At 56.7% G+C, this 20,208-nt stretch carries 16 protein-coding genes and 1 pseudogene; 6 read left to right on the forward strand and 11 right to left on the reverse strand.

Annotated features, from left to right (window positions below):
- The first annotated feature begins 132 nt into the window (after positions 1-132).
- Positions 133-855, forward strand: a complete 723-nt coding sequence (locus tag PGR29_RS10765; protein ID WP_113374243.1) for an RNA polymerase sigma factor FliA — start codon at positions 133-135, stop codon at positions 853-855.
- A 30-nt stretch (positions 856-885) separates the two neighbouring features.
- Here PGR29_RS10765 and PGR29_RS10770 read toward each other — a convergent pair whose 3' ends face one another.
- The 4 genes from PGR29_RS10770 to PGR29_RS10785 form a co-directional block, all read right to left on the reverse strand.
- On the reverse strand, positions 886-2,055 hold the full coding sequence (locus tag PGR29_RS10770; protein ID WP_316424511.1) for a YncE family protein: 1,170 nt from the start codon (positions 2,053-2,055) through the stop codon (positions 886-888).
- Positions 2,056-2,083: 28 nt separating this feature from the next.
- Positions 2,084-4,306, reverse strand: a complete 2,223-nt coding sequence (locus PGR29_RS10775) for a TonB-dependent receptor domain-containing protein (RefSeq protein WP_087858068.1) — start codon at positions 4,304-4,306, stop codon at positions 2,084-2,086.
- A 169-nt stretch (positions 4,307-4,475) separates the two neighbouring features.
- Positions 4,476-5,267, reverse strand: coding sequence for an energy transducer TonB (locus PGR29_RS10780; protein WP_228302376.1), 792 nt, complete (start codon positions 5,265-5,267; stop codon positions 4,476-4,478).
- Entirely contained in the window at positions 5,264-6,127 is an 864-nt protein-coding gene (locus tag PGR29_RS10785) for a ChaN family lipoprotein (protein WP_308958916.1), read from the reverse strand. The genes PGR29_RS10780 and PGR29_RS10785 overlap by 4 nt, the downstream gene beginning before the upstream one ends.
- Positions 6,128-6,547: 420 nt before the next feature.
- On the opposite strand from PGR29_RS10785, the gene PGR29_RS10790 reads away from it, so the two are divergent.
- From PGR29_RS10790 to PGR29_RS10800, 3 genes are read left to right on the forward strand one after another with little or no spacing between them, the layout of a single operon-like run.
- Complete coding sequence (locus PGR29_RS10790) at positions 6,548-7,564, forward strand: iron ABC transporter substrate-binding protein (RefSeq protein ID WP_015704968.1); 1,017 nt, start codon at positions 6,548-6,550, stop codon at positions 7,562-7,564.
- Positions 7,565-7,587: 23 nt separating this feature from the next.
- Positions 7,588-9,162, forward strand: coding sequence for an ABC transporter permease (locus PGR29_RS10795; RefSeq protein WP_316424512.1), 1,575 nt, complete (start codon positions 7,588-7,590; stop codon positions 9,160-9,162).
- A 1-nt stretch (position 9,163) separates the two neighbouring features.
- Complete coding sequence (locus PGR29_RS10800) at positions 9,164-10,192, forward strand: ABC transporter ATP-binding protein (RefSeq protein ID WP_316424513.1); 1,029 nt, start codon at positions 9,164-9,166, stop codon at positions 10,190-10,192.
- Between the two features lie 201 nt (positions 10,193-10,393).
- Here PGR29_RS10800 and PGR29_RS10805 read toward each other — a convergent pair whose 3' ends face one another.
- Complete coding sequence (locus PGR29_RS10805) at positions 10,394-11,227, reverse strand: helix-turn-helix transcriptional regulator (protein WP_087858062.1); 834 nt, start codon at positions 11,225-11,227, stop codon at positions 10,394-10,396.
- A 236-nt stretch (positions 11,228-11,463) separates the two neighbouring features.
- Positions 11,464-11,583, reverse strand: a pseudogene (locus PGR29_RS24930) (hypothetical protein); the annotation flags it as partial.
- On the opposite strand from PGR29_RS24930, the gene PGR29_RS10810 reads away from it, so the two are divergent.
- Positions 11,550-12,254, forward strand: coding sequence for a phytanoyl-CoA dioxygenase family protein (locus tag PGR29_RS10810; RefSeq protein ID WP_410477032.1), 705 nt, complete (start codon positions 11,550-11,552; stop codon positions 12,252-12,254). The pseudogene PGR29_RS24930 and the gene PGR29_RS10810 overlap by 34 nt on opposite strands.
- Before the next feature lie 13 nt (positions 12,255-12,267).
- Here the strand turns inward: PGR29_RS10810 and PGR29_RS10815 are convergent, their stop codons facing one another.
- The 5 genes from PGR29_RS10815 to PGR29_RS10835 form a co-directional block, all read right to left on the reverse strand.
- On the reverse strand, positions 12,268-12,609 hold the full coding sequence (locus PGR29_RS10815) for a PTS fructose-like transporter subunit IIB (protein WP_047065412.1): 342 nt from the start codon (positions 12,607-12,609) through the stop codon (positions 12,268-12,270).
- A 15-nt stretch (positions 12,610-12,624) separates the two neighbouring features.
- On the reverse strand, positions 12,625-13,500 hold the full coding sequence (locus PGR29_RS10820) for a [formate-C-acetyltransferase]-activating enzyme (RefSeq protein WP_316424515.1): 876 nt from the start codon (positions 13,498-13,500) through the stop codon (positions 12,625-12,627).
- On the reverse strand, positions 13,466-15,763 hold the full coding sequence (locus PGR29_RS10825) for a formate C-acetyltransferase (protein ID WP_316424516.1): 2,298 nt from the start codon (positions 15,761-15,763) through the stop codon (positions 13,466-13,468). Before PGR29_RS10825 ends, PGR29_RS10820 begins: the two co-directional genes overlap by 35 nt.
- Positions 15,764-15,973: 210 nt before the next feature.
- A complete protein-coding gene (locus tag PGR29_RS10830) occupies positions 15,974-16,294 on the reverse strand; it encodes a PTS fructose-like transporter subunit IIB (RefSeq protein WP_087858058.1) in 321 nt (106 codons plus the stop codon).
- Positions 16,295-16,314: 20 nt separating this feature from the next.
- Positions 16,315-17,391, reverse strand: a complete 1,077-nt coding sequence (locus tag PGR29_RS10835; RefSeq protein ID WP_087858057.1) for a PTS fructose transporter subunit EIIC — start codon at positions 17,389-17,391, stop codon at positions 16,315-16,317.
- A 309-nt stretch (positions 17,392-17,700) separates the two neighbouring features.
- Here PGR29_RS10835 and ptsP point away from each other — a divergent pair, with 309 nt between their 5' ends.
- Positions 17,701-20,202, forward strand: a complete 2,502-nt coding sequence (gene ptsP, locus PGR29_RS10840) for a phosphoenolpyruvate--protein phosphotransferase (protein ID WP_316424517.1) — start codon at positions 17,701-17,703, stop codon at positions 20,200-20,202.
- The last annotated feature ends 6 nt before the right edge of the window (positions 20,203-20,208 follow it).

The raw sequence follows: 20,208 nt of genomic DNA on the forward strand, positions 1-20,208 counted from the left end.
ACCCGGCGCAAAACGGCGCAACGGCGGAGCATGTCGTAAATAGAGACGCTTTTATGCGGTTTTTCCGGCGATTGGCATTTTTGCCCCTGCGCATAATAGCGCTGACTCTCTTATCCGCAGGTTTCAGAAATAGTGAGCGATTTGTATACCGCCGAAGGCGTGATGGACAAAAATTCCCTCTGGCTGCGCTACGTTCCGTTAGTGCGGCACGAGGCGTTACGCCTGCAGGTCAGGCTGCCCGCGAGCGTCGAGCTTGACGATCTGCTGCAGGCCGGGGGAATCGGGTTGTTGAACGCCATCGAGCGTTACGACTCGCTACAGGGAACGGCCTTTACCACCTATGCGGTGCAACGTATCCGCGGCGCAATGCTCGATGAACTGCGTAGCCGCGATTGGGTGCCGCGCAGCGTGCGGCGTAACGCCCGCGAAGTCGCCCAGGCGATGCAGAAGCTGGAGCAGCAGCTGGGCCGCCCGGCCACGGAAAGCGAACTCGCGCAGACGTTGGGTATCACCCTTGCCGAGTACCGACAAATCCTGCTGGATACCAATAACAGCCAGCTGTTCTCCTATGACGAATGGCGGGAAGAGCAGGGCGAGAATGCCGAACGACTACTGGAAGGGCATGAAGAGGCCAATCCGTTGCATCATCTGCTGGAAGGCAGCCTGCGCCAGCGGGTCATCGAGGCGATTGAAGCCTTGCCGGAACGCGAAAAAATGGTCCTCACCCTCTACTACCAGGAAGAGCTAAACCTTAAAGAGATTGGCGCGGTGCTGGAGGTGGGAGAATCCCGCGTCAGCCAGCTACACAGCCAGGCGATTAAGCGCCTGCGCGCGAAGCTGGCCAACGAAGGCTAATAACCACCTGCCGGGCAGGTGGTTAGCGGATTACGATTTACGCAAATCAATGCGCAGAATGCGCTCCTTCGCCCCTTCGACAAATACCTCAGGATCCCACTCGCGATTGAACCCTTCTTTAATGCCGACGTACAGGGTATCCATGTCCGGCGACAACACCATTTGATTCGGATAAACCGGGGTGCGGAATTCATGTGTCACGCGCCAGGTTTTGCCGTCCACGACGCTAATGGTGCCGCTGGTGAAATTACTAACGTACAGCTCGTTATATTTCGGATTGAAACGCACCGCGTTGGCGCCGACGCCGGTACGCACGTAACCCAGCGATTTGCCGTCTTTCAGATCGAAAATATACAGGCCGTCGTGCGGGCCGCTGCGATCGTCGTGATCGAAGGCGACGACGAAAATACGCCCTGAGTCGGAATCAACGATCAGGTTTTGCGCGCTGGCCAACTGCGGCGCGTTAAGCGGGATAGTGCGGACAACCTGCTGGGTTCTGGCATCGATCTCGTTGATATAGTCGCGGCCGCCAACGTAGATCTTCTGCGTCTTTTCATCCAGCGTCAGGCCGTAGGCGGTGCCGCGATAGGCGCCTTTGACTTCCCCTTTCAGCTGCAACGTCGTGCCGTCGAGCATCAACAATTTATGCAGCGGACGCATCCCGTCCTGGGTTTTCAGCATATGGCTGTAGCTGACAAATAACAGGTTAGCGGCGCGGCTGTATACCATATGCCGCAGATGTTCGAAGCGCGCATCGGCGGCGCCGTCGGTGGGGAAGCTCAGGCGCGGACTGGTACGGGTGATTTTACCGCTGGCGGCGTCGAACTGGCTGATACGCAGCGAAGCCGCCTGGGTATGGCCGACGTAAAGCACGCGCGCCGGCTGATTCATCGCCAGCGAGAAGGCACGCCTGGGCATATCGTAGCGCTGGATAACCTGCAGGGTGGCCGGATTAAAGGCGTAGAGATAACCTTTATTGGCCGCGCGGTTAACCCGGTCGGTCGCCGCGGCGAATAGCAGGTTGTCGCCATTATCGAACGCCAGCTCATAAACCCCTTCGTTGGCTTCCTGCAGATAATTGGTTTTCATCGCAAAGCGCGATGCCTCCCGCGGCGGTGGATCGATGGCGAAAGCCGGCTGGGGGAGCAGGGCGGCGAGCAGCAGCGCAGCCAGCGGTTTTATCAAGTTGCGATTAGTCATGATGGTTATCCTTGTTGATAAATAGGGATCAGAACTGGATTTCGCCGCCGAAAATATAGGTGCGGCCGCGGGCGGTGGTGTTAACAGAGGCGCCCTCTTTGGCGTTATCGAGACTCTGGTTCATACGGTTTAGCGCTTCGGAGTAGTCACGATTCGTCACGTTCTGCACGCTAAAGCGCAGCAGTACGTTATCGGTCATCTGCCAGCTGCTATAGAGGTCGATAATGGTCGGGATATTCGGCATGCTCTCTTTAGGCACCGTGTTGGTGTCGAGGCTAATGCCTTCGGTACTCAGGCGTTTTGATTTACCGGTGAATTTCACCAGGCTGCCGACGGTGAGTTTGCGATCGAACAGGCGCCCGCCCACATCCACCGTGGCGTAGCTGCTGGGGAGATCGCTAAGGTCGCTATAGGCGAAGCTATAGACCGTACTGGCAATAGAGGTGGGCTGATCGGTACGCTGCTTGCTCCATGACACATTGGCGTAGGCAAAACCGATGTCGTATCCGGCTTCAATCTCATAGCCCTCGGTGGTCACCGGCGAGGTGACGTTAACCGAGATATTGGCGTTGAAATCCGGTGAAGCATTGGCGACATCTTTACACAGCCCGCCGTTACTGCACAGCAGGAAGGATTCGCTGGTGATGTAATCTTTAATCCGCGAGCGGTAGGTCAGAGCTTTCAGATGCAGGCTATCCTGCTCGCTCAATAACCCTTGTTTGATAACGTTAAAACCGGCCTCCCAGGTCTCGGCTTTTTCCGGCTTCAGAAACGGGTTCATCGATGCGCCGCCCTCATTGGCGAAGAACACTTCCTGAACGTTCGGCGCACGCGAGGAACGGCTCCAGCTGACAAACGGCTGCAGCCATGGCGTCACCTGCGCGGAGAAGGTCGCCGAGGGATTAAAACCGTTATCTTTGACGTTGAGTTGGGTTGCCCCTTGCGGGAAGCATTTTTCGTTATCTGCACAGGCCGGTTTATAGCCCTGTACCCGGCTACGGGTATAGTTAAGATTAAGATCGAGCTGATAAATATCCTTGTTTAATGTCAGCCCGCTATAGAGCGAGGCGATCTTCTGTTTGCCCGCCGGGGCAAAGGCGTTATGGTCGGTCTCATTATCCTGCACGAAGCGGCGGGAATAGCGGGTATCCATTAATTTACCGCCGAGCTGGAAAGCGGCATACAGATCGTCGGTAATACGAAAACGGCTGGTGTTGTTCATATCCAGCGCGTTGGACTTATTGGTGGTCGAGGAGTCGTTAAAGTTATACAGCGACTCCGGTTTATATGACTGATTGCCGCGGCTGGTGCTGGCTAAAACATTGAACTCGACCAGTTCATTGAGCGGCGCATAGTTATAGCGCAGATAGTAGTCGTCGCTGCTAATATCGCGACGGGTAAAGCTATTGCGGTAATTACGCCCGGAAAACTCGAAGCGGTTAAATTGATCGACGTTGAAATTGATTTTATACAGCTGCGAGCGCGGCTCCTGGCGCAGATATTTATTATCTTCGCCGATAAACTCTTCGCTGCTGCGTCCGCCGCCGTTTTTATAGGTCGCATAGGTGCGGGTGCCGCTGATGCCGAGTAGCGCGCCAAGGCCGCCGCCGTTATCGAAGGCGTCGGTTTTGCCGGCTACCGTTACCATACCGGTGCGGCCGAGTCCGTTATCGCCTACGGAAAAACGCGACAGCAGGCCGACCTGATGCCCCGGTTTTAACACATCATCGATACCGATCGTGCGCAGGTTGGCGCTGCCCGCCAGCGCGTTGACGCCTTGCGAACCGGCGCTGTTGCCGCGGGTGATATCCACTTCGGCCAGGAAGTTGGGGTCAAGCGGCACCCCGGCGGCGGTATTCGCCCCGCCGTGATAGTTAGCCGGCGCCATGCCGAAGAAGGTCTGGGTGACGCCATCCACCATGGTGTTTACCCGGCCCAGCCCGTTCATGCCGCGAATATTGACGCTGATGGTGCCCTGCAGCGGGTCGATTTGCGTATAGGTGCCCGCCATGCTGCGCAGCGAGGCATCGAGGCTTTGCAGATTCTTATTGAGCGTTCGCGAACTGTAGGCGCCGGGACGGGTATAGCTCTCCTCTGAGGAGCCGACCTGGCCGGCATTTTCCGCCAGCGGGTTATCGGTAATGGTGATAGGAGAGAAAACCGATTCTCCTTCGCTTTCGGCGGCGAAAGCCTGGCCGTTGACGATAAGTAGCCCGGTGACGAGCCCCGTGATTATTTGTGATTTTTCCATAATCCAATCCTGAGGTAATAAATAGTTAACGCACAAAAAGGGCAGCAGCGTGCATCGCGCTTATTGCTAAGTGCGATGACACATTGCCCAAAATAAAAAATTATTAGCGGTCAGTGACCGTTATAAATAACGTCCGGGTTGCCTGAATAAATAACAGGGAACCTGGGGTTTATATTTTTAATAAGCCGAACTCCACCGGCAGGGTGACCTTATTAATACCGTTACGCAGCAGCTCTTTTGGCGGCGGCGGAAGCGGACGCGCATTTTCCAGCGCCATCAGCGCGGCGCGATCCAGCGAATGGGTCCCTGATGAGTTCGCCAACTGCGATTGCAACACCTCGCCGCGTTCGTTGACGCTGAAGGTAATAATGACGGTACCGGTACGTTTACGGCGGCGCGCATCTTCCGGGTAGTGGCGCATTTTGTTGATTTTGCCTTTCACCAGCGATTCCCAACTGATCTTGTTGTGGCTCAGGCGCGCGGCATCGCTATCGAGCGGCGCGGTGGTGCGCTGAGTAAGGACGGCCGGCGCCGGGGGCGCGGCGAAGCTGGTGATGGTTGAATTGCCCTTTTCCTCTTGTTGCTGGCGGCGGGACTGTTTTTTAACCTCGATTTTCTTTTTCCGCTGCGGTTCGGGTTTGCTGGCGGACAGCTTTATTTGCGCATTGTCGTGAATTTGTAGCTTCGGCGCCTCTTTCACCGCGGCTGTTTCCTGCTCGGTCATCGCCTCGACTTTGCGCTGCTGGGTGACGCCCGGCGGCAGCTCGGGATGAATAAATGACACTTCCAGTTCCGGCGCGTACTCCACCATCACCGCGGCAGGGGGCGCGGCATCCGGCGGCGAGGCGAAGTGAATGATAAAAGGCACGGCCAGCGCCAGGTGGCCAAGCACGCTTGCCGTTGTCCCCGCCAACCAGCGGGGACGCGATGCTATCAATGGCGTGGAGAGAGGGATATTCATTTTTCTGCCGCTACCGACCAGACATAATCAGCCTGCTTCGCCGTCGGCGTGGCGCCGTCGGTGGTCAGCAGTAACACCAGCGGTTTTTCCGCCTTGAGATCGGCCAGATGCAGCGGTACGCCAATATCTTTCGCCGCATGATAACCGCCGGCAATTAACAGCGCAGGGCGCGGCGCGGCTTTCATTTGCATCGCCATCAGGCGATCGCGCTGCTGTTGGATAGCGAGCATAGAGGTAACCTGCTCGCCATCGATTTGCCCGTTATGCATCAGAAAGATAATGGCCGATAGCGATTCATGTACCTGCGGGCTGTTGGAAAGTGCTCCGCGGGGAAACGTGGGATGTTGATAAATATCGCTCACCTGCTGGCGGCTGAGGTTAGCTGCCAGCAGTGGATAAGGCGCTTGCAGCGCGGTCATCACGACATCGCGATAAAGCGCCCACGGCCAGCCGGGATTCCAGCGCAGCGTTTCCGCCGCGCGAGTGGCGGAAACGGTCGTTCCGCTGAGGCTGGCCTGCTTGACCCGATTAACCGCCTCCTGCTGGCTTAGGTCAATCATCTCCATCAGTACGCTGCCCTGCGGGCGAAGGGTGTGAAGGTTCTGCAGCAGCCAGCGCTCAATCTGGTGATGCTGGGTGTTAGTATGTTCTTCGCCGACAATAACCAGCGGCGCCTGAGCGAGTTGGTTCAGCAATTGTTGCGGCGTCAGGGAGCGTCCGCTGGCGGTATCGCGAATATCCGCCTGCTCTACCAGCGCGCGCTCCCCGGCAGGGGAGAGGGGATAAACCGGGCTGTGACAGGCGCTGATGAGCAACGCGCAGCCTATAACCAGAGTGTTTAAAAGGGTTTCCTTAAACATAAAATATCCATTTTCGGCTTTTTAGTCGTCTTTTCTTCGTATCTTGCTGCTGGAACAGGATGATATGTGATATTGAGAATGATTATCAAGATCATTCTCATTTAAAATTATTGGCAAGAGTGATGGTTTCACCTGGCAAACAGCTGTCCGTTGCCGTGTTGTGGGTAGAATCTGTGAAGACGATCAAGATTTTAAACAGCGATAATATTTAAAGCTGCTGGCTTAATGTTGTCTTAATGTTTGTTTCAGTCGCGCGTCGAAATAAGCATTTTGTCATCAGGAAATTCTAATTGGCGGTGTTTTTCACTTTTTTAAAATGATGGTAATTGTTTTCATTATCATTCACATTCCTCTGTGATTTAATCCGTGCCAACCCGGTTTCTCCACGGCTTTTCGACTACCCATACTAAGGATTAGCTTATGAATTTCCGCTTATCGGCATATTGCGCGGCGATGCTCGCTGCTTCGGCTCTGTTTACCGCTCCGCAGGTTATGGCGGCTGACAATGGCGACGGCATTGTGGTGTATAACGCCCAGCATGAAAACCTGGTGAAATCCTGGGTTGACGGCTTTACCAAAGAAACCGGTATTAAAGTCACGCTGCGCAACGGCGACGATAGCGAATTGGGTAATCAACTGGTGCAGGAGGGGTCAGCCTCGCCGGCGGATGTCTTCCTGACTGAAAACTCGCCTTCAATGGTGCTGGTTGATAACGCCAAACTGTTTGCGCCGCTGGATGCCGCGACGCTGAATCAGGTCGCGCCGCAGTATCGTCCTGAGCACGGCCGCTGGATTGGCATTGCTGCCCGCAGTACCGTTTTCGTCTATAACCCGGCGAAAATCAGCGAATCTCAGCTGCCGCATTCGCTGATGGACCTGGCGAAACCTGAGTGGAAAGGGCGCTGGGCCGCCTCTCCATCGGGCGCAGACTTCCAGGCCATCGTTAGCGCCATGCTGGCGTTGAAGGGCGAAAAAGCGACGCTCGACTGGCTGAAGGCGATGAAAACGAACTTCGTGGCCTACAAAGGCAACAGCACGGTAATGAAAGCTGTCAACGCCGGACAAATCGACGGCGGGGTGATCTACCACTATTACCGCTTTGTCGACCAGGCGAAAACCGGCGAGAACAGCAAAAACACCAGGCTGTATTACTTTAAAAACCAGGATCCGGGCGCTTTCGTGAGTATCTCCGGCGGCGGCGTACTGGCGTCCAGCAAACATAAAGAGCAGGCGCAGGCGTTTATCAAATGGATTACCGGCAAGCAGGGTCAGGATGAGCTGCGTACCAATAATGCCTTCGAATATGCGGTGGGCGTGAATGCCGCCTCTAACCCGAAACTGACGCCGCTGAAAGAGCTGGACGCGCCGAAGGTTGAGCCATCAACGCTGAATAGCAAAAAAGTGATCGACCTGATGACCCAGGCTGGCCTGCTGTAATTTGATGCTGAAGTGATTTATCTATGTCTGTCCTGAGTCTGGTACTCGGAAAGAAAACAGGACGCCTGCCCGAGCGCAGGCGTCCTGCATTTCCGATGGTTGCCTTAGCTGTACTGTTTTCTGTAATGGCGTTACTGCCCTTAGGTTTTGTGGCCGCGGTGGGGATTGAGACCGGCTGGCCGACTATTAAAGCCCTGGTGTTTCGCCCGCGGGTGGCCGAACTGCTCAGCAATACGCTGTGGCTGACGCTGCTGGCGGTGCCCATCTGCATCACGCTTGGCGTGGCGGTGGCCTGGCTTACTGAACGCACCGCGCTTGCCGGGCGTCAGCTGTGGTCGGCGCTGGCGGTCGCGCCGCTGGCTATCCCGGCATTTGTCCAGAGCTATGCCTGGGTTAGCGCGGTTCCCTCGCTGCACGGCCTGTCCGCCGGGGTGTTCCTTTCGGTGCTGGCCTACTATCCCTTTATCTACATGCCGGTGGCGGCGGTGCTTCGTCGTCTCGACCCGACTCTGGAAGATGTTGCCGCCTCGTTGGGCACGCCGCCGTGGAAGGTTTTCTTCCGCGTGGTGCTGCCGCAACTGCGGTTGGCTATCTGCGGCGGCGCGCTGCTGGTGGCGCTGCATCTGCTGGCGGAATATGGCCTGTATGTGATGATTCGCTTCGATACCTTCACCACCGCCATTTATGACCAGTTCCAGTCCACCTTTAGCGGACCGGCGGCGAATATGTTGGCAGGGGTACTGGCGCTGTGCTGCCTGGCTATCCTGCTACTGGAGAGCCTCTCGCGCGGCAAAGCGCGTTATGCGCGCATCGGCGCCGGCGCGGCGCGAGAACAGAAGCGTCGTCCTCTGGGCAACGTGGCCGCATGGGGCGCGCAACTGCTGCTGTTGACGCTGGTGATGCTGGCGATGGGCGTCCCGCTGCTGGTGCTGTGCCGCTGGCTATGGCTTGGCGGTGTGGAGAACTGGCTGCATGCCGATCTTTGGCATTCGCTGCGCCAGACCCTGCTACTGGGAGCGGGCGGCGCGCTGCTGACCACCGCTTGCGCGATTCCTATCGCCTGGCTCGGCGTGCGTTATCCGCGCCGGCTGTTCCGCGTGATGGAAGGCTGTAATTATATCACCAGCTCACTGCCGGGCATCGTCACCGCGCTGGCGCTGGTGACGGTCGCCATCCACTATGCCCGTCCGGTGTATCAGACCGAAGTGACGCTGTTCCTCGCTTACCTGCTGATGTTTATGCCGCGAGCGCTGATTAACCTGCGCGCCGGTATCGCCCAGGCGCCGGTTGAGCTGGAAAACGTCGCCCGTAGCCTTGGCCGCAGCCCGGCTCGCGCCTTATGGAGCGTTACCATGCGGTTGGCCGCGCCGGGAGCGGCCGCTGGCGCCGCGTTGGTGTTTCTTGGCGTGAGCAACGAGCTCACCGCGACGTTGCTGCTATCGCCGTTAGGCACCCGCACGCTGTCGACCGGTTTTTGGGCGTTGACCAGCGAGATCGACTACGTCGCCGCGGCGCCCTATGCGATGCTGATGATCGTGATTTCGCTGCCGCTGACGGCGGTTCTTTATGTGCAGTCGAAAAAAATTGCAGGGTTGTAACATGCTGGAATTGTCCTCTATCTCGAAATCCTTCGCCGACGCGCTGGTGCTTGATAACCTTAATCTGACCGTGGCGCCGGGAAGCCGTACCGCCATTGTCGGCCCGTCGGGTTCCGGTAAAACCACGCTGCTGCGAATTCTTGCCGGTTTTGAAACCCCGGATAACGGGCGAATCGTTCTGCAGGGCAACACCCTGTTTGCCGAAGGCGTGTTTGTGCCGGCGCATCAGCGCGGGATCGGTTTCGTGCCGCAGGAAGGGGCGCTGTTCCCCCATCTTAACGTCGCGGACAATATTGCCTGGGGGCTGGATTGTAACCGCGAAGAGAAACGCCGTCGGGTCGCTGCGCTGATGGAGATGGTGGCGTTAGATTCGACATTAGCGAACCACTGGCCGCATGAAATTTCCGGCGGCCAGCAGCAGCGGGTTGCGCTGGCGCGCGCGTTGGCCCAGCGGCCATCGCTGATGTTACTGGATGAACCTTTCTCGGCGCTGGATACCGGGCTGCGGGCGGCAACGCGTAAAGCCACCGCCGACCTGCTGGCCGAGGCTGGCGTAGCGTCGATTCTGGTCACTCACGATCAGACGGAGGCGCTGTCGTTTGCAAGCCAGGTCGCGGTGATGCGGCAAGGACGTTTTGCTCAGGTAGGAACCCCGTTCGAGGTCTATTCGCGCCCGGTTGACGAGGCCACCGCGCTGTTTCTTGGCGATGCGCTGGTGCTCGACGCCGAACTCATGGAGGGGCGCGCGCGTTGCGCCATCGGCGAATTGCCGACTGACAATCCTCACGCCAGCGGCCGCGGGCGCGTGATGCTGCGCCCGGAGCAACTGCGGGTGTCGCCGTGCGCGCCGCAGGAGAGCGCCTTTCGCATCGTAGATGTCGATTTCGCCGGCCATATCTCGACGCTGACGGTGACGGTGGCAGGGCAATCGATGCCGCTGGTGCTGAAAACCGTCAGCCAGGCTGCCTGGCAAACTGGCGCCGCGGTTCGCCTGGACGTTATTGGCCAGGCGAGGATATTTTGCGCATAGCGGTGAAAAGGTGAACGTTCAGCCGGGATAAAAATTGATTTGGCGCGGAGATACGTTAATTAGCTGCTGATGTAGCACATTGTGCTAATTACACTACCAGCGAACGCTTTAGTATCCGCGCCACTGATCTCGTCGCCATGGAGTGGTAGGTCGTTGGAATAATTCCGCGAGGTCAGTCCATTCTTATTTCCCCTGGGATGATTATCGTTGCTGCGCGCTACGGCAGTGCCGACGATATTCCGAGGGTGAACGTTCAGTATTACGTTTAAACACCCGGCAAAAATAGTTGCTATCGATAAAGCCGCAATTATGCGCAATTTCTTTTACTTTTAAATCATAACCGCGTAATAGTTGCTTGGCTTTTTCCAGCCGCACGGCGGTTAGATATTCATTAAAGCCCACCGAGCCTGACTTCTGAAATATATGCGAAAGATAGTTCGGGGTAATATGAAAGCGTCTGGCCACCGATTCTCGGGTCAGCGGCTGGCTTAGATTTTCTTGTAGATAATCCTGAACGGCTAAAAACAGATCGCGGCTGCGGCTAACGCGCATTTCCAGCCCGACTAGTTGTTCAAGGCAGTGGCTTAACAGCGCGGAAACTACCAGCCGGGCGGTTATTGGGTCAGGCTGCAGGCAGACCTCATTCAACGCCAGCAGCAGATAGGAGCCAACGCGGGGGCCCAGCCTGGCGACGTTTTGCTTTTCAGTATGTAGTGTTTTACCGTCCCAGCGCTGGAGGCAAAAGCCGAGCTTTTGGCGGCCGAATAAAATGCTGAGCGTGGCCGCCGGGCCGGTCCACTCGGGTAGCGTCCACTTTCCCGCCTGTACGTAGAGTACCTGGGATGTGGCTAAGACCGCCGCGGATAGCGGCAGCCCCTGTTCATGAAGCTCGCCTTCAAGGACAATCTCCAGGCGCGGGAAGGGCACCTTCAGCGCCAGCGCCGGAACGGGAATATCCGGCTCCGGAAAGCGGACTTGCAGCCTATCTTTTTGATTAACTAAACGATTTAGTATGCCCGCCAGATCATCAATCATCCTGTCGACCCCGAGTTAAAATTATCTCTTTGATTATAATCTTTTTTATCCTGATGTTCCGCCTTACGGCGCGCTACGGATGCATTATTAAATGGGTGAATATTTTCGACGAATTCACCCTCCGTCAATTATTGATAAGGCTCACATTTTTGTGTCTGGCGTACGGATATCCAGTTTTTCGTAGTTTTTCCTTCCTGCCTGGTCGTTGGCCGCATCGTAGAGTTTGATTGTGTTATCTAAAAGTTAAAAGGAAGGCAATATGGACTCACAATCGATGATTCATCTGGAGGCGCTTGGCGCGACCCGGACGCTAAGCGACCAAATGAAACATGAACTTGATACGCTTGGCTATACCGTGGTGCACAACGTCGTTGATCCTCAGTGGCTGAGCGAAATGCGCGAGCGCATTGACGCGCTAGTGGAACGTGAAGGCGAGAATCTGGCGATGGAACACCATCAGGAGGCGACGGCGACGCGTATTGCCAACCTCATCAACAAGGGCGTTATCTGGGAGAAAGTGTGGTCGCATCCGCTCATTCTTTCCGCCTGTCGTTATATTTTTAATGGCGCGTTTAAAGTTTCCAGCCTCAATGCCCGCGAGGCGCTGTATAACGGTGGTCATCAACCGCTGCACGCCGACTGGAAAAAGCCACGGGTAGACTTCCCGAAAGTGCATCTGGTCAATACGATATGGGCTATTGATGATTTGAGCGCCGCCAACGGCGCGCCGCGGATTATTCCCGCGACCCATCTGCGCCCGGAGCTGCCGGAAGAGGTTTTGGCGGATCCTGAAAAGACGCATCCTGATGAAATTGTTTTTGCCGCGCCGGCCGGCAGCGTAATGATTTATAACGCGCATGCCTGGCACGGCGGCACCCGCAATCGTGAAGGCAGCAGAAGGCGCGTGCTTCATGGCTTATATATTGATCGTGCTGATACCGCGCAGCAGGACCAGCAGCGCTGGCTGACGCCAGAAACGGCGAGCCGCCTGACACCCGCGCAAAAGTGGCTGCTCGACGTGCAATAAACGCCGTGGCCGGTCAGGGAACTTCCAGGTAAACGACCGGCTTTTTCATAATGCTATTAACGGCTTTGACAATCTGCTGTGGCTGCAACAGGAAGGTGGCGATACTGGTTTTAATGGTACGGAGTCCGTTAAAGCGCTGAGCGCCATCGATTTCGATATCGGTTACCAGTAATACCACCGTGGCGCGGGCAATATCCTCTTCGCTAATTCGGTTTTCCACGCCGAGCGCGCCCTGGGTTTCCACTTTCAGAGACCATTTTTCATGATGACCGACTTTTTCCAGTAGCTCGGCTGCCATATAGGTATGTGCAACCCCGCTCACGCAGGCGGTCACCGCGACAATGTTGAAGTCCATAACATCCTCCAGGCGTTAACCGCCGATAGTGACGTGATATCCTGCTGCTTCAGCCAGCGCTTGATAAGGATGAATATCCGCCTCTCGGGGAGCGTTGACGTTGGCCAGCGGCCAGGTTTTACCCAGCAGACGGTATTTCGCCTCGCCATATTGATGAAACGGCAACAGATGAATCTCCGTCAGACCGAACGGCGCGAGGAACTTTAAGATCTGCTTAAAATTCTCCGTGTTCATCGTGTAGCCAGGGATCAGCGGCACGCGCGGGATAAGATTCATTTTGCGGCTGGCCAACTGACGGAAGTTGTCCAGCACTCGCGGCTGATTCATCTGCAGTAGTGAATGGGCCTGCTCGCTATTCATGATTTTCAAATCAAACAGTATTTCGTCACAGGCTTCGGCCACCGGGAGAAAACGGGTAAAGGCGCAGTCGCCCGCGGTCTCGATAGCGGTGCGCACCCCCCAGTGGCGCAGGTGCTGGAGGAAGCGGGCGGCAAACACGGCCTGCATCAGCACTTCGCCCCCAGACAGGGTGACGCCGCCGCCGGAGGCGCGGAAGAAGACCTCGTCCTTAAGCACCTCGCGCAGCAGGGCATCGAGCGTAACATCCCGGCCAATCTGCTCCCATGCCCCGGAGGGACACTCGGCGACGTCCTGCAGGCAGCGCGTGCAGCGCAGGCATTTACTCTCCCGGCGCACGGTCTGGATCTTTGGCGAGATCGATTCAGGATTGGCGCACCACGGGCAGGTGTGGGGGCAGCCTTTGAAAAACACCACCGTGCGGATCCCTTGCCCGTCATTAAGCGAGTAGCGTTGGAGGTTAAAAATGCGCGCCGTATCGGCGCGCGTTTCGATGACCTCACAGCTGATGCGCGGTGCGGCGGATAATGTCATCCTGTATCTCCTTCGACAGCTCAACAAAGAAGGCGCTGTAGCCCGCGACGCGCACCACCAGGCCTGCGAAGTCCTGCGGCCGCTGCTGCGCTTCACGCAGGGTGTCGGCGTTGACCACGTTAAACTGGATGTGCTGCAGCTTGAGCTTGCAGAAGGCCTGTAAAAAGTCTGCCAGTTTGTTCAGGCCGCCATCTCCGGCAAGCGTTGCCGGGGTGAATTTGACGTTCAGCAACGTACCGTTCGACAGCAGATAGTTATCCAGCTTGCTGACCGATTTCAGCACCGCCGTCGGCCCCTGAGCATCCTGTCCAACCATTGGCGACAGGCCGCCGTCCGCCAGCTGTTCGCCAGCCAGTCGACCGTCCGGCGTCGCGCCGACGACCGAGCCCAGCGGCACATGCGCGGAGACGGTATAGGAGCCAGGGGTAAAATGGCCGCCGCGCGGGTTCAGATACCGTTCTACCTCTTTACAGTAAAAACGCAGCAGATCGGCGCTAATATTATCGACTTCGTCGATATCGTTGCCGTATTTCTCGTAACGGTTGATCAAGCGGGCGCGGATTTTTTCTCCTTCCGGCGTGCGGAAGTTGGCTTTTAGCACCGCCATCAGCTCGGCAAAACTGAGGCGCTGTTGCTCGAAGACCATGCCCTTCAGCGCGTGCAGCGAATCGCTCAGGTTAGCGATTCCGATACCCTGAACGCCGGAGAAGTTATAGCGCGCGCCGCCTGCGGTGATATCTTTGCCGTGCTGCACGCAATCTTCGATAAAGGATGACAGCAGGGGCACCGGCGCCCAGTCGCGATGGCCGATATCGCAAATGTTGCTGCCTTCAACCATCAGCTTGATGTAATAGCGGATTTTGTCGCGGATTTGGCTGATGAGGCCGTCCCAGCTGACATCGGGCTGCTGTTCATTTTCCTGCAGCACAATTTCCATCACCTTCAGCAGATTAAACATCGCGATATCGTGCAGGCCGTAGGTACGCCCCGGAATAGAGAGCTCCACGCAGCCGACCACCGCGTAATCGCGGGCATCTTCCAGCGACACGCCGCGGTTGAGGAAGGCCGGGACGACCACCTCATCGTTGAAAATCTGCGGGATCCCGGTGCCCAGGCGAATGGTCTCAGCGGTTTTGCGCAGGAACGGGCGATCTATTAGTTCATTGACCCGCACCCCCAGGTTCGGCTGCGGTAGCTGCACATTCTGGTAAGCATCGAGAGAAAGAAAGGACAGTACGTTTACCGCGCTACGCCCGGTTTCCGTCAGTCCGCCAAGCAGGGCGGTGTAGCCGGTGGGAAAACCGGCGAAATAGCGCGCGCTGCTGGACGAACGCAGCAGAACGATATCGTTACACTTCACCCATAGCGACTCCAGCAGCTCCTTGAGATACGCGGGATCCTGACCCTGAGTCAGCGACGCCTGATAAAAAGGCAGCATGTACTGGTCAAAGCGTCCGAGCGAAATCGAGCTGGCGTTGGATTCATACTGCAAAATAATGTTCATATACCAGAACAGCTGGCAGGCCTGGGCAAAATCCTGCGGCCGATGCTGCGCGTTATGGCGTGAGGTCGCGGCGATGGTTGCCAGCTCCCGCTGACGCTGGGCATTCGCGCAGTTCGCGGCCATCTCTTCCGCCAGCGCGGCGTAGCGCAAAATATGACGCTGCGAAGCTTCAAGCAAGATCAGGACCGCCTGATAAAAGTGGTTATCAGGCTGCCGGGCGCAGTGTGATTTCAGCTCGGCGATCAGCGCGTCAAGGCCATTATTCAGCAGCCGCGGATAGTCGATAATAATATGGCCCTGGCCTTTATCCGTCTGGTTAACGCTGAAAATCTGCGTGCTGATAGCAGCCTTTACTTCCTCGGTCATTTGACCATTGATGAAATCTTTCATTGAGCGCTTTTCCCAGTAAGGGAACAGCGTTTCGCGGTAAATTCGTTTATCTTCTTCGCTTATCGCGAAGCGGTCCTGCGGGCGGGTCGGGAAGGTGTCGAGTTCGTTGAGCAGCCAGTATGGATCCATCTCCGGCGATATAATTCCCGCACGTGGTTTAACGGTGCGGTTGCCGGCAATCAGTTCATCATCACGAATCGAAATGGCCACCTTATCGAGGATCCACGCCGTGGCTTTCGCCCGGCGGATAATCACCGGCTCGCCCTCCGTCAGCCGATGGCTGGCGGTATAAAGCAATGCGCGTTCAAGGGAGATTTCGCGCGGCTGGGCGAACAGGCTGGTTTTCAGGCGTTGCGTACGATTCGTCATGACAAACTCCATGTTGTGGCGAAGAGGCGCGTAGCGCCTCTGAGATTAATGACAAACCTCATGCAATCATTGAGCTTGCAAATTGCACCAGGCAAATAACAAGGAAAATCAATTTATTGATTTTCGGCTGATAACCACAAAGAAGGAAAAACCACGCTTTTTCCTTCTTTGTCAGCAGTCTGAGAGGCGCGTAAGCGCCTCTTTTGGGCTTCAGGCGTTCTGGGAAAGGTGGCTGTCTATCTTGTTCATGATGGCGTCGGCGCGTTTTACCGCATCGCTGATATTGACGCGCACAATGGTTTTCCCGGCAAAACGTTCTTCAAACTTAATGCCGATATCTTTGGTCAGAATGACCATATCGGCAGCGGCGATATCCTCCGCCGTGAGTTCGTTCTCAATGCCGATGGAACCCTGGGTCTCAACCTTAACCTGCCAGCCTTTGGCTTTAGCGGCGCTTTCCAGCGACTCGGCGGCCATATAGGTATGGGCGACGCCCGATGGGCAGGCGGTGACGGCGATAATGTGGGTCATAAGGTGTTCCTTCCAGTCTGTTAGTTAATTTCGAAATCAAGATCTAATTCATCGTCGGCCTGGGCGTCGGACGGTTGCTTTTTGGTGAATGCTTTCAGGGCGATGACGCAGGCCGCGCTGACGCAGGCGCCGACAAAGAGTGCGGTGACAAAGGCGAGTTTGCCCTGGACCACCGGCAGCACGATAAGCCCGCCCCAGCCGGCATAGCACTGCGCGCCCATCAGCGCGGCGGTGACGCAGCCGCAGGCGGCGCCAATCATGTTGGCGGGAATAACGCGCAGCGGGTCGGCGGCGGCAAAAGGAATGGCGCCTTCGGTCACCCCGACGCAGCCCATCACCAGCGCGGCCTTGCCGGTTTCACGCTCTTCGGCGGTAAAATATTGGCGACCAATTAACGTCGCCAGCCCCATGCCCAGCGGCGGTACGGCGATGCCGACCGCGGCGATTGCCACGACGCTGTAGACGCCCTGAGAGACGCAAATCAACATAAAGGCGTAGGCCACTTTGTTAACCGGGCCGCCCATATCAAAGGCCAGCATCAGGCCCATAATGATGGCCAGCACCACGATGCTGCCTTCGCGCATCCCCTGCAGCCAGCTGGTCAGGTTTGCGGTCAGCGCGCCCACCGGTTCGCCGAGGCCCCACATCATGATCCCGGCGGTGATAAAGGTGCCGATGATGGGAATAATGAAGATAGGCATCACCGAGCGTAGAACTTTATGAACGGGAATTTTTTTCAGGTAATAGACCACCAGACCGCCAATCATTCCGGCTATCAGCGCGCCGAAGAAGCCGGCGCCGAAGCCGTTGCCGACCCAGGCGCCAATGGCGCAGGGGGCCAGCGCGGCGCGGTCAGAAATGGAGTAGCCGATGTAGGCGGCAAGGAAAGGTACCATCAGCGTCAGCCCGGCGACGCCGATATCAAAGAGCTTCTTCAGATTAGGGTCGGTGGCGGCATCGGGCACCGCGCCTTTGCCATATAACATGACGGACACCGCCAGCAGGATCCCGCCGGAAACGACGAAGGGGATCATGTGTGAGACGCCGGTCATCAGATGCTGGCGGGTATTTTTTAGTATGTGCACCAGTTCGTTCATTGCTTGCTCCTGAGCGCTGTGTGGCCCGTGACAGTATTGATGCCTCAACATTAGAAAAAGGGCGGGGTATAAAATAGTAGAGAAAAAGTGCATTTACTGGATATTTGTAAGGTGAGAAAGGAATTGCGATCCACCTCAAATCTTAGCTGTTATTAGGGCTACGTACGCCTGAACTGATGAATTGTGATGGCGAGCATAAAAAAGATGTATGTGTACAATAGTCCAGTAATTGCCAGTTTTATCACGTAGTTCATTGCCACTACTTTCATTACCTTTGGCTGAAATAACGCATTGCTCAGGAGGAAGGCGATGGCACTGGTAATTGAATTCATATGTGATTTGCCAAATGGCGTGCATGCGCGCCCGGCGAGCCTGGTCGAAACGCTGTGTAACCGTTTTTCGTCGGCGGTTGAGTGGCGGAATCTGCGGAGCGACGGTCGCGGGAATGCGAAAAGCGCGCTGGCGATTATCGGCAGCAACACCCTAAAAGGAGACGCCTGTCAGCTGATTATCAGCGGGGAGGATGAAGACGAAGCGTATGCCGCGTTAACCGCGTTTATTGAAAATGAATTTCCGCACTGCGATGCGCCGCTGCCCTCTGCGCAAACGCTGGATGTCCAGCCGGTGCCGGAATCGCTGTCGCGGCTGAACCCAACGCTGTTCCCTGCGCGCCCGGTGTGCGCCGGCAGTGCTGGCGGTAAGCTGGTTCATCTCAAATCACGCGATCTTCACGACCTTGGCGAACTGCCGATGGTCGCCAGCCTTGAACAGGAACAGGCGGCACTGGATACCGGTTTGCGTCTGTTGGTGCAGGATATCGATCTGCGGTTACTGGACAATGACGGCACCGCCAGCGCGATTCTGCAAGCTCACCGTTCGCTGGCGACCGATGCTTCGCTGCGCCAGCACCTGCTTGGCGGTATTCTCACCGGCCTTAGCTGCGCACAGGCTATTGTCGCCACCGGCGACCACTTCTGCGCCCAGTTCCGCGATTCCGGCAACAGCTATCTGCAGGAACGAGTGCTGGATGTCCGCGACGTCTGCTTCCAGCTATTGCAGCATATCTATGGCGAAGATCGCTTTCCGGCACCGGGACAACTGCGGGAAGCGGCTATTTGTCTTGCCGATGAACTGACCCCAAGCCAGTTTCTGGAACTGGATAAGTCGCAGTTGAAAGGGCTACTGCTGCGCAGCGGCGGCACAACTTCACATACTGTCATTCTGGCCCGTTCGTTCAATATTCCTACGTTGGTGGGCATTGACCTGCCGGCGCTGCTGCCGTGGGTCGAAACTCAGGTACAGATCGACGGTAATGCCGGGCTGCTGGTGGTGGACCCCAGCCCAGCGGTAGCGCGCTATTATCAGCAGGAGTCCTGGCTACAGGGGCAAATTCAGCAACAGCAGCAGGTATGGCTTGATAAAGCCGGGCAGACGCAAGACGGCATCCGCGTAGAGATCGCCGCCAATATCGCGCATTCGGTGGAAGCGGTGGCGGCATTTAATAACGGCGCGCAGTCGGTTGGGCTGTTCCGTACCGAAATGTTGTATATGGACCGTCCCGGCGCGCCGTCGGAAAATGAGCTCTACAACATCTTTTGTCAGGCGCTGGAGCCCGCTAACGGGCGCAGTATTATCGTGCGCACCATGGATATCGGCGGCGATAAGCCGGTGGCGTATCTCAATATTCCGGCGGAAAACAATCCGTTCCTCGGCTACCGCGCGGTACGCATCTATGAAGAGTATCAAGCGTTGTTTCATACTCAGCTGCGGGCCATTTTACGCGCCTCGGCGCACGGCTCGCTGAAAATTATGATCCCGATGATTTCATCAATGGAGGAGATTCTGTGGGTGAAAGAGCGGCTGGCGGAGGCCAAGCAGTCGCTGCGCGCCGAACAGATCCCGTTTGATGAAAAGATCCCACTCGGCATCATGCTGGAGGTGCCTTCGGTGATGTTTATCATCGATCAGTGCTGTGAAGAGGTCGATTTCTTTAGCATCGGCAGCAACGATTTAACGCAGTATCTGCTGGCGGTCGATCGCGATAACGCTAAAGTGACGCGTCATTACAACAGCCTGAACCCGGCCTTCCTGCGCGCGCTGGACTATGCCGTGCAGGCGGTGCATCGTCAGGGAAAATGGATTGGCCTGTGCGGCGAGCTGGGGGCGAAAGGATCGGTGCTGCCGCTGCTGGTTGGCCTCGGTTTAGATGAATTGAGTATGAGCGCGCCGGCAATCCCGGCGACCAAGGCGCGCCTGGCGCAACTGGATAGCCGCGCCTGCCGCCAGCTACTGAATCAGGCGATGCAGTGCCGTACCTCACTGGAAGTCGAGCATCTGCTGGCCCAGTTCCGCATGCGTCAGCAGGATGTTCCGCTGGTGAGTACCCAGTGCATTACGCTTAATAGCGACTGGCGCAGCAAGGAAGAAGTGCTGAAAGGGATGACTGATAATCTGCTGCTGGCCGGGCGTTGCCGCTATCCGCGTAAGCTGGAGGCAGACCTGTGGGCCCGCGAGGCGGTGTTCTCCACCGGTCTGGGCTTTAGCTTCGCCATTCCGCACAGTAAATCCGAGCATATTGAGCAGTCGACCATCAGCGTCGCGCGGCTGGCGCAACCGGTGATGTGGGGCGATGAAGAAGCGCAATTTGTCATTATGCTGACGCTGAACAAACACTCGGCGGGTGACCAGCATATGCGGATCTTCTCACGGTTGGCGCGGCGCATTATGCATGAGGGTTTTCGTACCGCTCTGGTAAATGCGGCAAGCCCCGAGGATATCGCCGAACTGCTGCGCCGCGAGCTGGAATTGTGATTGTCT

The organism is Klebsiella sp. 141203 (assembly GCF_032601985.1).
GTDB lineage: Bacteria > Pseudomonadota > Gammaproteobacteria > Enterobacterales > Enterobacteriaceae > Klebsiella > Klebsiella aerogenes.

What these genes read in the sequence shown, in the direction of transcription:
- PGR29_RS10815 (WP_047065412.1), bottom strand. Translation starts at nt 12,609, where the DNA reads ATGGACTTCAACATTGTCGCGGTGACCGCCTGCGTGAGCGGGGTTGCA.
- PGR29_RS10795 (WP_316424512.1), top strand. Translation starts at nt 7,588, where the DNA reads ATGTCTGTCCTGAGTCTGGTACTCGGAAAGAAAACAGGACGCCTGCCC.
- PGR29_RS10780 (WP_228302376.1), bottom strand. Translation starts at nt 5,267, where the DNA reads ATGAATATCCCTCTCTCCACGCCATTGATAGCATCGCGTCCCCGCTGG.
- PGR29_RS10830 (WP_087858058.1), bottom strand. Translation starts at nt 16,294, where the DNA reads ATGACCCACATTATCGCCGTCACCGCCTGCCCATCGGGCGTCGCCCAT.
- PGR29_RS10790 (WP_015704968.1), top strand. Translation starts at nt 6,548, where the DNA reads ATGAATTTCCGCTTATCGGCATATTGCGCGGCGATGCTCGCTGCTTCG.
- PGR29_RS10770 (WP_316424511.1), bottom strand. Translation starts at nt 2,055, where the DNA reads ATGACTAATCGCAACTTGATAAAACCGCTGGCTGCGCTGCTGCTCGCC.
- PGR29_RS10800 (WP_316424513.1), top strand. Translation starts at nt 9,164, where the DNA reads ATGCTGGAATTGTCCTCTATCTCGAAATCCTTCGCCGACGCGCTGGTG.
- PGR29_RS10775 (WP_087858068.1), bottom strand. Translation starts at nt 4,306, where the DNA reads ATGGAAAAATCACAAATAATCACGGGGCTCGTCACCGGGCTACTTATC.
- PGR29_RS10820 (WP_316424515.1), bottom strand. Translation starts at nt 13,500, where the DNA reads ATGACATTATCCGCCGCACCGCGCATCAGCTGTGAGGTCATCGAAACG.
- PGR29_RS10810 (WP_410477032.1), top strand. Translation starts at nt 11,550, where the DNA reads ATGAAACATGAACTTGATACGCTTGGCTATACCGTGGTGCACAACGTC.
- ptsP (WP_316424517.1), top strand. Translation starts at nt 17,701, where the DNA reads ATGGCACTGGTAATTGAATTCATATGTGATTTGCCAAATGGCGTGCAT.
- PGR29_RS10785 (WP_308958916.1), bottom strand. Translation starts at nt 6,127, where the DNA reads ATGTTTAAGGAAACCCTTTTAAACACTCTGGTTATAGGCTGCGCGTTG.
- PGR29_RS10805 (WP_087858062.1), bottom strand. Translation starts at nt 11,227, where the DNA reads ATGATTGATGATCTGGCGGGCATACTAAATCGTTTAGTTAATCAAAAA.
- PGR29_RS10825 (WP_316424516.1), bottom strand. Translation starts at nt 15,763, where the DNA reads ATGACGAATCGTACGCAACGCCTGAAAACCAGCCTGTTCGCCCAGCCG.
- PGR29_RS10835 (WP_087858057.1), bottom strand. Translation starts at nt 17,391, where the DNA reads ATGAACGAACTGGTGCACATACTAAAAAATACCCGCCAGCATCTGATG.